General features: G+C 39.8%; 12 protein-coding genes and 1 pseudogene. 8 read left to right on the top strand and 5 right to left on the bottom strand.

The window, feature by feature from the left end:
* From ACE01R_RS16845 to ACE01R_RS16855, 3 genes and pseudogenes are all read left to right on the top strand, one after another.
* Positions 1–89: pseudogene (locus ACE01R_RS16845) on the top strand (anaerobic dehydrogenase); the annotation flags it as partial.
* Positions 89–466, top strand: coding sequence for a hypothetical protein (locus tag ACE01R_RS16850; RefSeq protein WP_395552661.1), 378 nt, complete (start codon positions 89–91; stop codon positions 464–466). The pseudogene ACE01R_RS16845 and the gene ACE01R_RS16850, both read left to right, overlap by 1 nt.
* 2,417 nt (positions 467–2,883) lie before the next feature.
* Positions 2,884–3,009: a hypothetical protein gene (locus tag ACE01R_RS16855; RefSeq protein ID WP_395552662.1), complete on the top strand. Its 126-nt coding sequence runs from the start codon at positions 2,884–2,886 to the stop codon at positions 3,007–3,009.
* Positions 3,010–3,095: 86 nt separating this feature from the next.
* On the opposite strand, the gene ACE01R_RS16860 is transcribed toward ACE01R_RS16855, so the two are convergent.
* Both ACE01R_RS16860 and ACE01R_RS16865 read right to left on the bottom strand, forming a co-directional pair.
* Positions 3,096–3,566, bottom strand: coding sequence for a hypothetical protein (locus tag ACE01R_RS16860; protein ID WP_395552663.1), 471 nt, complete (start codon positions 3,564–3,566; stop codon positions 3,096–3,098).
* A gap of 82 nt (positions 3,567–3,648) precedes the next feature.
* Positions 3,649–4,899, bottom strand: a complete 1,251-nt coding sequence (locus ACE01R_RS16865; RefSeq protein WP_395552664.1) for a YncE family protein — start codon at positions 4,897–4,899, stop codon at positions 3,649–3,651.
* 358 nt (positions 4,900–5,257) lie between these two features.
* On the opposite strand from ACE01R_RS16865, the gene ACE01R_RS16870 reads away from it, so the two are divergent.
* The 4 genes from ACE01R_RS16870 to ahpF all read left to right on the top strand — a co-directional run bounded on the left by ACE01R_RS16870 (position 5,258) and on the right by ahpF (position 9,947).
* Entirely contained in the window at positions 5,258–6,046 is a 789-nt protein-coding gene (locus ACE01R_RS16870; RefSeq protein WP_395552665.1) for a tellurium resistance protein, read from the top strand.
* Between the two features lie 19 nt (positions 6,047–6,065).
* Positions 6,066–7,199, top strand: coding sequence for a toxic anion resistance protein (locus ACE01R_RS16875; RefSeq protein ID WP_395552666.1), 1,134 nt, complete (start codon positions 6,066–6,068; stop codon positions 7,197–7,199).
* Positions 7,200–7,241: 42 nt separating this feature from the next.
* Positions 7,242–8,162, top strand: a complete 921-nt coding sequence (locus ACE01R_RS16880; protein ID WP_395552667.1) for a hypothetical protein — start codon at positions 7,242–7,244, stop codon at positions 8,160–8,162.
* A gap of 219 nt (positions 8,163–8,381) precedes the next feature.
* A complete protein-coding gene (ahpF, locus tag ACE01R_RS16885; protein WP_395552668.1) occupies positions 8,382–9,947 on the top strand; it encodes an alkyl hydroperoxide reductase subunit F in 1,566 nt (521 codons plus the stop codon).
* 237 nt (positions 9,948–10,184) lie between these two features.
* On the opposite strand, the gene ACE01R_RS16890 is transcribed toward ahpF, so the two are convergent.
* The 3 genes from ACE01R_RS16890 to ACE01R_RS16900 form a co-directional block, all read right to left on the bottom strand.
* On the bottom strand, positions 10,185–10,439 hold the full coding sequence (locus ACE01R_RS16890) for a YfhL family 4Fe-4S dicluster ferredoxin (RefSeq protein WP_395552669.1): 255 nt from the start codon (positions 10,437–10,439) through the stop codon (positions 10,185–10,187).
* Positions 10,440–10,452: 13 nt separating this feature from the next.
* Positions 10,453–11,853: a tRNA 5-hydroxyuridine modification protein YegQ gene (gene yegQ, locus ACE01R_RS16895; RefSeq protein WP_395552670.1), complete on the bottom strand. Its 1,401-nt coding sequence runs from the start codon at positions 11,851–11,853 to the stop codon at positions 10,453–10,455.
* 71 nt (positions 11,854–11,924) lie between these two features.
* Positions 11,925–12,353, bottom strand: coding sequence for a Cd(II)/Pb(II)-responsive transcriptional regulator (locus ACE01R_RS16900; protein ID WP_166166772.1), 429 nt, complete (start codon positions 12,351–12,353; stop codon positions 11,925–11,927).
* Positions 12,354–12,435: 82 nt separating this feature from the next.
* Between ACE01R_RS16900 and ACE01R_RS16905 the strand changes: the two genes are divergently transcribed.
* Positions 12,436–13,065: a cation transporter gene (locus ACE01R_RS16905; RefSeq protein ID WP_395552671.1), complete on the top strand. Its 630-nt coding sequence runs from the start codon at positions 12,436–12,438 to the stop codon at positions 13,063–13,065.
* The last annotated feature ends 147 nt before the right edge of the window (positions 13,066–13,212 follow it).

A 13,212-nucleotide genomic window follows, 5' to 3' on the forward strand; every position in this document is an offset into this window, starting at 1 on the left:
CGGATGGAAAGATTCAATTCTTGTCAGATTGTCATCATGAGTTGGCTGGGCAAACAGTGGATATGGTTGAGATCGGGGAGGATGATTAATGCCAATACTCTTAATCCTATGGAAATTCAAATACTGGATCGCAATTGCGGTCTTTTTCTTTTTATGGGTCGGGCAAATTGCCTATGCCAATCATTTAAGCGGAAAGCTTCAGGATGCTGAATCTAAATGCCAAGCCAAAATTCAAAAAATTGAACAGCAACATTTAAAAGCCTTGGCTGAAAAACAGAATGCCATTAACCAGGTGAGCGCAGATTATGAAAAAGCAAAATCAGAGCAGCGTGTGCAAGTCGAAACCGTTACACGTGAAGTGCAAAAGATCATTGATCGTCCTGTGTATCAGCAGCATTGTTTTGACGCTGCTGGGGTGTCAGCAATCAACTCACTTATCGCCAGTGGTGCCAGCGAACCTCCTTGAGCCATGTGCAGATTTGCAAAAACTTGAATCAGGGCAGGGTAAAGCGGTTGCTTTATGGGCTGTAGATATCGTTGGTAAATACAACGACTGTAAAGCGAAGCATGGTGCAATTGTGAAAGCCCTCAAGTGAGGGCTTATATTGGCTATCCGAAAAGTCAGGCGTATCACCTGTGCTTTGATGGTATAATTTATTAAAAGAAGACCAAAATTTAAGGCACTTTTTCTTTTAGTGGTACATTTAGTAGTACATATTTTTAAGTGTAAAAATAAATATAGTTAAAACAAATATTTAAAATACAATTCGTATGCACGCTGAGGCGCTACGATAGCTGTTCCACCATATACCAAAATGTTTCAAATTAACCGACCATATTTATCTTTGATATTGCCAGATAAATGATAAAATAGACTTACACGAGGATTTCAAGACTTGTGGATAAAGTCGCGTTTAGACCAAGATTATCCCAAACTAAAATAAGCTATTGTTTTACTTAAAAAGATTCTACGTTGACATCGTAGAGGTCAGCAGTTCGAGTCTGCTTATACCTACCAAGATTCCAAACGTTATATTATAAGGGCTTTAAGCGGAGACAGTAGCTTAAAGCCCTTTTTTCATGCCTATGATAAAGCATGCTAAATTTGGATTGTTTGACTAAATTGGCGAATTAAGCCAAATTACCCAAAGAATTTACGTCAAGAATTTTGGCTTTTACGTCATGAAAATACCTAAGCCAAGAAAGTGCGGTTCACGCCCCATAACCATGGTAGCTTAAACCTGCTTTGGTGTCGCTTAGCAGAATATGCCTTAGAGTAAAAACCTCGCATGGGTGTGACAACTCTAACAAAACTTAGAATGAAAGCAAGTAAAGCAGATCATGCATGTTAGGTTTGTATGATTGTGAGTAGCTATGGACCATAGCATAGAACTTCTGTGGTGATCAATTCAAAATCAGATCAGTCGTGAATTAAACGTGATATTTATCAAAAAATTACGAAATAAACTGGTTGCTTGAATAGCAAATACCGAATAATTTTTTATCAGGTTAGACGAAGTTATATATCGCCTAGCTGGGAAAAACGACTGACACTCGGAAAGACGAGAAGTACCATAACCGCTCACAGCAATGTGAGCATTTTTAATGCCCTGAGAAATGTTTTGTGTGTAAGCAATATCAGGACACCCAGATTAGATTTAATAATGATTACTGTCTAACAAAAAACAAAAATAACTTAAAGCAATCGAGCAGAAACTATTTGTGCATATTTTTTATACTTTGTAATTTGCTTTGAAGTGGTAATTTTTAACTACATACAAGAGAGCACAGCGTTAATAAAAATAATAAAATGGCTATTAAAGACTTCACCCGATTAATTACATCCCCAGATTAAGCGGGTTTTTTAATATTTAATATATTATTAATCAATTCTTTATAAAATTTTGAGTAAATTGGTAATATTTTAATTTTTGGTATATTCAGCCACTGAATGTTACTTGAATAGTGTACAAAATAACCAACGGAAACTGCTGTAGTTTCTGAATGATCTTCCAAGGTCTTTAGTTTATAAGCCAACGTCGTCTTTCCATGTGTGGGCTTTTTTTTGCATGGAGAAAAGTAATGCTTCGTTGTTTCTTAAGGTGTTTATTTGGTCTTCATGATGCGACTGAAATTGAATACACGATTGATGGTGAAGAAATTAAGGTATGTCGTTATTGCTTGAAAGAAGTTAAGTAATTACTGATTAAAAAAAATGCGATTAATTAAATTAATAATCATATTTTTTTTATTTTCACAATGTTGAAATAATTTAATTTTATATTCACTGAAAACAAATAATAACTCCAAAAATTCTAAGGTATTAGCGCAATTAAACCTGTTTAATTTTGGAGAGTTAAGCAGGTTTTTTTTATTGAAGATTTTTATATTTTGTCGAAAGTATTACGACATATAAGCCTCGTCATTAATTTGTCGAGGCTTTTCTTTTTTTAGAATATGTATAAAAACCAAGGCATGAAAATACTCTGGTTTTTATTTATAAAATTTCATCTTTTATAAATTTTGGTAGTTTTTGCTATTCATATATTTTAAATACATATTTAGAATGCGCCAACGAATTGAAACGCTGTAGTTTCTCTGATTTTAGTCCTATGCATCCCTCGCATGGGACTTTTTTTTGGAAAAAATTATGCTCCAATTCTTAATGTATTTATTCGGCCTGTATGGTGCTACTGAAGTTGACTACACGGTTGATGACAAAGAAATCAAGATGTGTCGGGCTTGTTTGAAAGAGATTGATTAAGGCAGTTTTTATTTTTTATCATGCTTTCATTAAAAAGCAGGACAGATTAATCAATAACATTGAAGAATCACTTAAACAGGGTGAGCTACTTCAAACAATGAAAGCTCAAATGAATCTACATGCAGAACAGAAGAGAACAGAACAAGGTCATGGCTCAGATCATGGGCCAGAACAATGAGTTGATTGCTCGGTTTGATGTTAAGGATGATAAAAATAAACCTAAGTCTGGTTATTTGGATGATTGATTATGAATAATGAAGAATTTTTAGAGCAACTTGAATCTACTATGAAAGAAGTTCATTAACATTATTTATCATCACGATTGCACTTTCTATATAGCGCTACGCTTAAGCTTCTCTAACTCTATAATATTTTGGTCAATCTGACGTTCCATTGCCGGTAAAATTTGCCTTAAAAACTGGCAATATGAAATGGCTTCATCCGCAGCAACCGTTCCTGTTTTGACCAGCTGTTTTTGCTGCTCCAACATTTGGCTCACCCGACGTAAATCGGGCTGCTCTCCATGACTCAAAGCATCGCTAATTCCGGCAAAATCTTTATACAGTCGGTCGCGTTGTTGAAGTAATGCTGCCTGATTTGGCACCGACACTGGATTTGCTTGAACAGGTGCGGGAGATGCTGCTTTTTTTTCAACAGTGGTTACAATTGTAGTGGGTTTTTCTCTAGGCTTTGCTGTCTGTGATGGTGGTGAGGGAAGTGGTTTAAACATATAAACCACGACGATAAGAGACAAGGTCACAATAGAGCCAATGATAAAACCAAGTCGTATGCTGCGATCCATGCCGGAAATCCTACTCTTGCATTTAAATTAAAAGCAGACCCAATCTTAAGATCAGGTCTGTATGATTTATAAAAATAAACAGTTAAGGTGTAGACCAGCCCGCAGGTGCATAACCGATCCGAACACGTTGTGGATGGTTTCCGACAGGAACACTCAGCACTTTTTCGCCCGTTGCAAAATCAATCACGGTGACTAAATCAGTAGCACTCTCTGAAATCACGCAGCTTTTTCCATCAGGACTTTGGGTTGCCCAGTATGGCTTACCTGCAGAGATCAGCTTGCCCGCTTTTAAAGTTGAGCGGTCGACAATGGTTGCATAGTCATCCATGGTACCGGCGACACAAAGTTTTTCACCATCTGCACTAATCGATAATCCATGATGACGGGAGTCATTTACATATTTGGTTCGGTCAGATGGAATAGTCGAGCTACCTGGGAGTTGAGCAATGCGAGTAACTTTATTCTGATTCAGGTCATATTCGATCAAGCCATTAAAAAATGAAACCTGTGCATAAATTTTACTTTCATCATTACTAAATACAATCGGACGTACCGCATTGGACAAATCTTTACGGCCAACTGCATCGAGTGCCGGACGGAAATCAATGGTTTTGATGACTTTAAACGTATTGGCATCGGCAATGGTGAGGAATCGTTTGCCTTTGGTGAAATCTTGCCATGCAGCATCCATGGATGTTTCCACATTACCAATGGCTGAATTTAGAATTTTTGTGCCACCGTTAAAGAAAATATTTTCATGTGGTTTGTCGCCTGTTGCAAAGCGTCCCAATTCCTTACCCGTGTTGATATCCAGCACCTGAACCACATTGCCAGAAGAAGCAGACACCGCCAAGCGCTGACCATCAGGAGAAACTGCCATATGATCGGCACGGAACCCTTCTACAGGAGTGCGCCAGTTGATTTTACCCGTCGCAATATTAATAGAAACCACATCGGCAAAACTTGGACGTGATGCCACGACAGATTTGCCATCTGGCGTAGAATACATGTCATCCACCAGCTGATCATTACCTTCTCCAGCGGTCGCCTGAATATAAGTATAGGCAATCAGTTTAATTGGATTGAGGTGAATTTCCGTCAAACGCTCTTTGCGATCAGGAATCATGTTGATAACACCAATCTTACCAAAATCACCTGATGGTCGAATAACGGTTACCGTTCCATCCCAGTTATTGCCCACAAAAAAAACCTGTTGGCTATTTGCTGGGGCAGGCGTTACAGATGTCGTGGCATTGCTATTTAAGGACGTGAATGCGAGTGATGCAAATAATGCATTTACGCTCCATTTGAGGAAAAGATTTTTATTTCTCATATCATTATTCTCCGATTCAGTTCCATGAAATCGATTTTTATTTGAATTTTCATTACTGTCTAATACTCCTGTATTAGCTGAACCATAGAATAAAGAATTCAAAAACCAAATCCCGGATAATCCGATAAAAAACACTCGCTGAAAATGATTTAAATGCGTCACTTATTTTATAAAAATTCGAATAATCAATTAATTGCTAGAATAGGGCGGATTATTTTTCCGACGAATTGTGAGGATCTGAAATATAGGAAAACTTTATTGCATGGAATATCGTCAGATGCTGGAAATTGCAAAACACTACATGATATTTTGTATAAAAGTCGTACTCTAAAAATGATTTTATTGAGTTTCTAATATTATGTCCCAAATTGATGTTCTTGTTCCATTGACTGAAATTGAAGTAAATCGGGCTGAACTTCTTTCCATTCAGCGCAATGATTTGGTGCCTTTGCTGAATGACCAATATCGGCTGAATCATTATGCTGATTCTGTCATTCAGGCCCAATCAGTATTATTAAACGGGGTGGATCCACATTTGACCCAGCAATTGAGTTCGACCATTGAACAATTGATTCAGGCTTTGGCCGATTCAAAAAAATACTTAAAAACGCGCAAATTTAATGCTTTGCAAAAGTGGCTTGGTATCGACTTGGAATATGGTTCGGGGCAGGTTGAATATTATAAAAACCTGGACCAATTGCTTAATCGAGCCAATCATTTAAGCCGAAAATTGCAGATTGAAATACAAAAGTCTCAGGCACGTTTTCAGCAGTTACTCGGGCATCGTGAGCAAATGGCGAAATACATTCGGGCTGCGCAAGAATTTCTGCTCGAATATCCAAATTTCGTCAAAAATCAGCATCCTCTGGATAATTTTTCGGAAAGATTATCTAAAAAAATTAATACATTACAGACTTTACAAGCCAGTAATGATATTGCAATTACACAAATGCAGTTATCCCAACAACTGTCTTTTACCTTGCTGGATCGTTTTAAAGAAGCACAGCAGGTGCTTATTCCGGCATGGCAATATCATGTTAAACAAAGCAATCAAAGCAATTCGACAAGTGAGTTGGAAAAGTTGGATAATAGCCGAGAGAATCTGATCAAAACTTTAAGAAAATCACTAGAGAAACCAACACATTAATAATGATACTAGGTGAAGCATGACCGATTTAGAACACAAAGATTTACCCGCTGAAATCACTACGGATGTGGTTCAGCAAAAGTTCCAGCAACTGAATTTACAAGAAATTGGTTTGCAGGGTTCAGACTTCAATGAAGTGATGAATGCACATAAAGAATTGGCGGTCATCAACCATACCGCAGTGGCGGAATACGGGAAAAATATTGCGACAAAAACATCGACTTATACCGATGAACTGCTGAATCTGGTACAAAACAAAGATCTGGATGCGACGGGTCAAAAATTGAATCAGGTGGTGCAAGTTGCACAGCAGTTGAATACCAGCAGCATTTTAAACAAAAAAAAGAGTTCCGGTTTCTTCGGTGGCTTGATCAGTAAGATGAAAGGGGCTAAACACAGCTTCGATCAGCATTTTAATACAACCAAAGAGCAAATTGATGTCTTGGTGAAAGAGATTGAAACCTCACAATCTGGACTCAAAGCCCGGGTGGATACCTTGGATAAGATGTTCCATGGCGTGCAGGATGAATATAAACAACTGGGTATTTATATTGCTGCTGGTAAATTAAAAGAACAGGAAATCCAGCAGGAAATTGCAACATTAACCAATCAGACGCAAGATCAAAACACAGTACAACAGGTCTATGATCTGAATCATCTGGCCAATAATCTGGAAAAACGCGTCAGTGATTTACAGGTTTTACAGCAGTCTGCCATGCAAACCTTACCGATGATCCGGATTATCCAGTCCAATAACCTGATGTTGGTGGATAAGTTTTATGCTATTAAAAACATTACTTTACCTGCATGGAAAAACCAGATCAGTTTAGCCATTTCCTTGAATGAACAGAAAAATAGCGTGCAACTTGCTAATAGCATTGATGATGCCACCAATGACCTGTTGCGCCGTAATGCCGACCTATTGCATCAGAACTCGGTAGATACAGCAAAAGCCAATCAGCGTTCCGTGATTGATATTGAAACGCTTGAACATGTGCAAAACACCCTCATTAAAACTGTAAATGATGTGATTCAGGTACAAAAGGAGGGTATGCAAAAACGTGCTGAAGCGACGACACGTTTACGTGCCTTACAGGAAAACCTGAATCATCTGGTTATAGAATCCAGTAGCAGTGGAGTGAATAAATCTTAGCCCTTCGTTTAAGTTCATTGCCTGCACTTTAGGAGAAAGCGTTTGCCTCCCTTAGATGAATATGCCGTGAATTCGCAACAGATTGAAACTGGTGTTGTGACGCTGAAAAAACGTCAACGCAATGTGATGTTATTGGCGATGACCAGCAGCACCATTTTTATTGCTTCAGTTGTGGCTTTTTTTCTGCAACATGATTTTGTCTATAGTTTTTTCGGTATTACGACGGAACTGAAACAATTGCATATACCGCTGGCTGTAGATGCAAATCTTGCTGAACTCGGTCAGCATCGTGATTATTTTAGCAACCTGTTGTCATGGTTTGGCTGGCTGATTCTGAAGCTGTTTGTTTCTTTTATGGGGGCATTTTTTGTCATTCATTTTCTGAAAAAAATCCATTTCTTCTATGTCCGTTTTCAGTCCTTTATTTTGAAGTTTGTTGGCTGGATCATTGCTTTTATTGTGTTGTGGTCAGGCTTGACCTATCTGCAATATGATTTAAATGATGATAAGGATGCTTATGCGGAAGTCATTCAATACGATAAAAATATTCAGCAAAGCGAGCTGGCACAGTATTTACAGCGCAGTGAAGTAGATGAACCGGTAAAAGCTTATTTACTGGCACAAGCCGCGCTGCTACATAAACCGGTTGATAAAGATTCCGCTATTCCACAAGTTTTAGCTTTAGTTAAAGCGGAAAAAACAGATCCTGATTTTTTTGAATATGGCTTTAAACCTGAACAGATCTGGACCATGCAGCATCAACTTTATGGTCAGAGTTTAACGCCAATGGCGAAAATTGTTTCCAGACAGGTAGCTCAGGCAGAGCAAATGAGTTCAGTGGTACAAATTTTGATTATTGCGGCCGCCATACTTTTTGGAATTTTAAGTGCGATTCTGCTGCTCTTGTCACGGCATTTAAAAGGGCGAATATTCAGGGTTGAACAGCGTATAAAGCTTAAATGATGCAATGCAAAAGCCCTGGGAAAGGGCTTTAGTTTTTTATGTTTTTTTCAGTCAGATGATTTCAGTAATGCCAGAAGATAGGATGAATAGGGAACAAGATAAAACCCTATAATTTGATATTTCGATTATAATTATAAAAACAAACTGTTTTACCTATTTATTGAATTTTATTATCATTCTTTTATCGAATAAATACTTACTCCCTTGGAGATGTTAGCTATGTTAGACCAAAATACTTCAGCTCAATTAAAAACCCTACTTGAACGCCTTGAAGGCCCGATTGAAATCGTCGCAACTTTGAACGGTACAGATAAGTCGGACAAAATCAAAGAACTGGTGACTGAAGTTGCAGCTTTGTCTGATTTAGTGACTGCCCGTTTTGACGGTACAAATAGCCGTGCACCTAGCTTTGGTATTGCAAAAGCAGGTGAAGAACCGCGTGTCTTCTTCGCAGGCTTGCCGATGGGACATGAATTTACTTCTTTGATTCTGGCGTTGCTGCAAGTGTCAGGCTATGCCCCAAAAGTGTCAGATGAAGTCTTGGTACAGATCAAGGGTTTAAATTTAACGGCTGATTTTGAAGTGTTTGTCTCGCTCAGCTGCCATAACTGTCCTGACGTGGTTCAAGCCTTGAACCTGATTGCCATCTACAACCCGGGTACCACGGCTACCATGATTGATGGCGCATTCTTCCAGGAGGAAGTTGAAGAACGCAAAATCATGGCGGTTCCCATGGTGTTTCAGGACAGCAACCACATCGGTCAGGGCCGTATGACCCTGGAAGAGATCATTGCCAAACTGGATACCAACTCGGCAGCCAAAGATGCGGAAAAACTCAATGCAAAAGAGGCCTTTGATGTGCTGGTGATTGGTGGTGGCCCTGCAGGGAATACCTCTGCAATCTATGCCGCGCGTAAAGGTATTAAAACCGGGATCGTGGCGGAACGCTTTGGCGGTCAGGTCATGGATACCATGGACATTGAAAACTACACCTCGGTGCAGAAAACCCAGGGTCCGAAATTTGCTGCCGAGATGGAAGCGCATGTACGTGCCTATGATGTTGACATCATGAACCTACAAAAAGTCGCTGCAATTAAAGGTGCAGATGAAACCGCCAATGGTCTGGTGGAAGTGACACTGGAAAATGGTGCCAAGTTAGAGTCGAAAACCATCATTCTGTCGACCGGTGCACGCTGGAGAGAGATGAATGTTCCGGGTGAACAAGAGTATAAAACCCGTGGTGTGGCGTACTGCCCGCACTGTGACGGTCCATTGTTCAAAGGCAAACGTGTTGCAGTCATCGGTGGCGGTAACTCGGGTGTGGAAGCCGCGATTGACCTGGCTGGGATTGTGGAGCATGTAACGTTAGTTGAGTTCGATACCAAACTGCGTGCCGATCAGGTGCTGCAAGACAAACTCAACAGCTTGCCGAATACCACCGTGATCATGAATGCACTTTCCACTGAGGTGGTGGGTGACGGTTCACAAGTCACTGCACTGAAATACAAGGACCGTGCAACGGATGAGGAGCACACGGTGGAATTGGCCGGGATCTTCGTACAAATTGGTTTGTTGCCAAACACCGACTTCCTGAAAGCGTCAAAAGTGGAGTTGTCTAACCGTGGCGAGATCGTGATTAACGACCGCAACGAAACCAATGTCAAAGGTGTATTTGCTGCCGGTGACTGTACTACAGTACCGTACAAGCAGATCATCATTGCCACCGGTGAAGGTGCAAAGGCATCACTGTCTGCTTTCGATTACATTATCCGTTCTGGACAGTAACTAAAAAAGCCAAAGTGGCTATGTACATTGACATAGACACTTTGGCTTTAGTTCCCCAAGTTTTTGTTTTACCCTGTTTATAGGAACTCAGCATGCTAACTCTGGGTTCCTTTTTTTATCATGACCATTTCCATGGTTATTCTATTCTTCTACATTTTTTGTTTTGCCTTTTTTATTGTTCTTTCCCCAATCTTGTTGTATTTAATTTAGCAAATTTTATGCCATCTCTAAATATTTTTAAGATTTGAATAAATTCAAGCTCTTAAACTTCTGCATCAATTGTTCTTGCGTTTCCACATGTTCAGGATGGGGGATAATGCACTCAATTGGACACACGGCTATACAGGTTTGGTGCTCATAAAAGCCGACACATTCTGTACAGCGGTTCACATCAATTTCATACACCTTATCGCCTTCATAAATGGCTTCATTTGGGCATTCAGGCAAACACATATCGCAGTTGATACATTTGTCAGTAATCAGCAAAGCCATTTTGTCTGGATACTCAAACAGCTTGGTAAGCTAAAGATGAAGCCGAAATATCAGCCGTTGAATTCGGTAAGTTGCGAATCAGCAGGGCATAGTTCATGTCAACATCGGCAGGGACAGGAATATCCACGACATGGCCTGAACCTTTGGCATCCTCAATCAGGTTACCTTTTTTATCTTTCATTTCTGTTAAAGTAAAAGTGATATTGCCTGAAGTGGTCATCAGCTCAAGCGAGTCACCCACCACAAAACGGTTTTTTACCTCAATCTTGATATAATCACCGTTACGCTCTAATACTTCACCGACAAATTGCTGATGGTCAAAACGCGATGAACCGGTTTCATAATTTTGATATTCAGTATGTACATGACGACGCAGGAAACCTTCGGTATAGCCGCGATTTGCCAAGCCTTCCAGCTGAGTCATCAGGGATGGATCAAACGGTTTGCCCTCTAGTGCATCATCAATCGCTTTACGGTAGATCTGTGCAGTACGCGCGCAGTAGAAATACGATTTAGTACGACCTTCAATTTTTAAGGAATGAATGCCCATTTTGGTTAAACGGTCGACATGCTGTACCGCACGCAAGTCTTTAGAGTTCATGAAGTAAGTGCCATGTTCATCTTCTTCAGCTGCAACCATGTCTTCTTCATTGCGTTGTAATAAAACCGGCTCGCCAAATTGGTGTTGTTCTAGGGCGTGTTGCTCATCGGCGTCTTGGTTTTTGCAGCATGATGATGATTCTTCAATTTGTTGAACTGGAATCACATCTCCAGTTTCATCTTCAGCTGCTTCGTGAATTTTATAATCCCAGCGACAGGCATTGGTGCAGGCGCCTTGATTGGCATCACGTTTATTCATATAGCCAGAAAGTAAGCAACGACCGGAATAAGCCATACATAATGCACCATGCACGAAAACTTCAATTTCCATGTCAGGGACATTATTTTTAATTTCTTCAATTTCTTCGATAGAAAGTTCACGTGACAGAATGACACGAGTCAGACCCATGTTTTTCCAGAATTTGACAGTTGCCCAGTTCACGGCATTGGCCTGTACAGACAGATGTACAGGTATGTCGGGAAAATGTTCACGCACCATCATAATCAGACCCGGGTCAGACATGATCAGTGCATCTGGATTCATGGCAACCACTGGTTCCAGGTCACGAATGAAGTTTTTCAACTTGGAGTTATGTGGCTGGATATTCACCACCAAATAAAACTTTTTACCTAAAGCGTGTGCCTCGGCAATGCCAATGGCCAGATTGTCATGATCAAAAGCATTGTTACGCACACGTAAACTATAACGTGGCTGACCTGCATATACCGCATCGGCACCGTAGGCAAAAGCATAGCGCATGTTTTTTAGTGAGCCGGCAGGTGAAAGAAGTTCTGTAACGTGAGTAATGCTCATGACAAAATTAAAGGCATATTAAAAATATGGCTTAATTGTATGGATTTAAAAATTAGATTCAACCCAGTAAATTAGTTGGATATTTCCTTATTTTCGGCTTCGAGTTGTTTTAAAATCTGGCAACTATCAATGGTTTTGGTGCTACTGCAAGAGGCACGTAGCTGGATGAGCTGTTGTTGAAATTTTTGTAATTCTATAATTTTATCAGTGACTTGTTTAATATGTTGTTCAATCAGCTGATTCACTGCATGGCAGCTTTGCGATGGCTGCTGTTCTAGTTCAAGCAAGGCTTCAATCTCGCTGAGTGAAATATCGAGCGTGCGACAGCGTTTAATAAACATCAGTCGTTTGAATGTATTTTCATCATAATAGCGATAATTATTGTCGCCACGAAAGCTGGGTTGGAGCAGATTTTTCTTCTCATAAAAACGGATCGTGTCAGTACTGAGCTGGGTTTTATTGGCTAATTCTTTAATTAAATAATATTTAGGTGTATTCATACTTGACCTTGGAGTTACTCCATAGTTTTGAATAACAATAATACAAATAAGGTTTTAAATAAAGTCATAGAGGTGGTGAAAAATGGCATGTACTTGCAGTCATGAACCTGCACCGCAAAAGCCACATAGTAAATTTCGGACTGCTTTGTGGATTGCGCTCATTATTAATATTGTGATGTTCATCGTGGAATTGATTGGGGGAGCTTATGCCCATTCATCGGCACTGTGGGCAGATTCCCTCGATTTCTTTGGGGATGCGGTGAACTATGGGGTATCACTGGCAGTATTGGGGATGAGTCTGTATTGGCGGGCATCGGTTGCTTTGTTAAAAGGTATCACCATGGCCTTATTTGGTTTCATGGTTATGGGTAAAGCTATTTATGCCTATCTACAAGGTATTCCGCCTGAAGCCATCACTATGGGATTTATTGGGGGATTGGCTTTAATTGCCAATGTCACTGCGGCAGTGATTTTATATGCCTTTCGTGATGGTGATTCAAATATGCAGTCGGTCTGGCTGTGTAGCCGTAATGATGCCATTGGTAATGTAGCGGTGATTTTGGCTGCCATCGGTGTGTTTGGTACGGGAAGTATGTTGCCGGATATTGTAGTTGCCGTGATTATGGCGATTTTAGGTTTAAGCGGTGGCTATCAGGTAATGAAAAAAGCCCTGCAAGAGCGTGAAACATATAAAAATCTTGAACAAGTTTAATCGTATAAATAAAAAGAGGGCTGAAAAGCACTACTGTCCCATAGTTTGCTTTAAATAAAAAAACCTGAGTCTAAATAGTTAAAATATGAGTGCAAACAAACACTTTAACTATAAAGGACTCAGGTTTTGTCACATCAGAATACCGTA

Origin of the sequence: Acinetobacter sp. BSP-28, from assembly GCF_044130285.1 — a bacterium.
Lineage (GTDB): Bacteria > Pseudomonadota > Gammaproteobacteria > Pseudomonadales > Moraxellaceae > Acinetobacter.

What these genes read in the sequence shown, in the direction of transcription:
- ACE01R_RS16850 (WP_395552661.1), top strand. Translation starts at nt 89, where the DNA reads ATGCCAATACTCTTAATCCTATGGAAATTCAAATACTGGATCGCAATT.
- ACE01R_RS16855 (WP_395552662.1), top strand. Translation starts at nt 2,884, where the DNA reads ATGCAGAACAGAAGAGAACAGAACAAGGTCATGGCTCAGATCATGGGC.
- ACE01R_RS16860 (WP_395552663.1), bottom strand. Translation starts at nt 3,566, where the DNA reads ATGGATCGCAGCATACGACTTGGTTTTATCATTGGCTCTATTGTGACC.
- ACE01R_RS16865 (WP_395552664.1), bottom strand. Translation starts at nt 4,899, where the DNA reads ATGAGAAATAAAAATCTTTTCCTCAAATGGAGCGTAAATGCATTATTT.
- ACE01R_RS16870 (WP_395552665.1), top strand. Translation starts at nt 5,258, where the DNA reads ATGTCCCAAATTGATGTTCTTGTTCCATTGACTGAAATTGAAGTAAAT.
- ACE01R_RS16875 (WP_395552666.1), top strand. Translation starts at nt 6,066, where the DNA reads ATGACCGATTTAGAACACAAAGATTTACCCGCTGAAATCACTACGGAT.
- ahpF (WP_395552668.1), top strand. Translation starts at nt 8,382, where the DNA reads ATGTTAGACCAAAATACTTCAGCTCAATTAAAAACCCTACTTGAACGC.
- ACE01R_RS16890 (WP_395552669.1), bottom strand. Translation starts at nt 10,439, where the DNA reads ATGGCTTTGCTGATTACTGACAAATGTATCAACTGCGATATGTGTTTG.
- yegQ (WP_395552670.1), bottom strand. Translation starts at nt 11,853, where the DNA reads ATGAGCATTACTCACGTTACAGAACTTCTTTCACCTGCCGGCTCACTA.
- ACE01R_RS16900 (WP_166166772.1), bottom strand. Translation starts at nt 12,353, where the DNA reads ATGAATACACCTAAATATTATTTAATTAAAGAATTAGCCAATAAAACC.
- ACE01R_RS16905 (WP_395552671.1), top strand. Translation starts at nt 12,436, where the DNA reads ATGGCATGTACTTGCAGTCATGAACCTGCACCGCAAAAGCCACATAGT.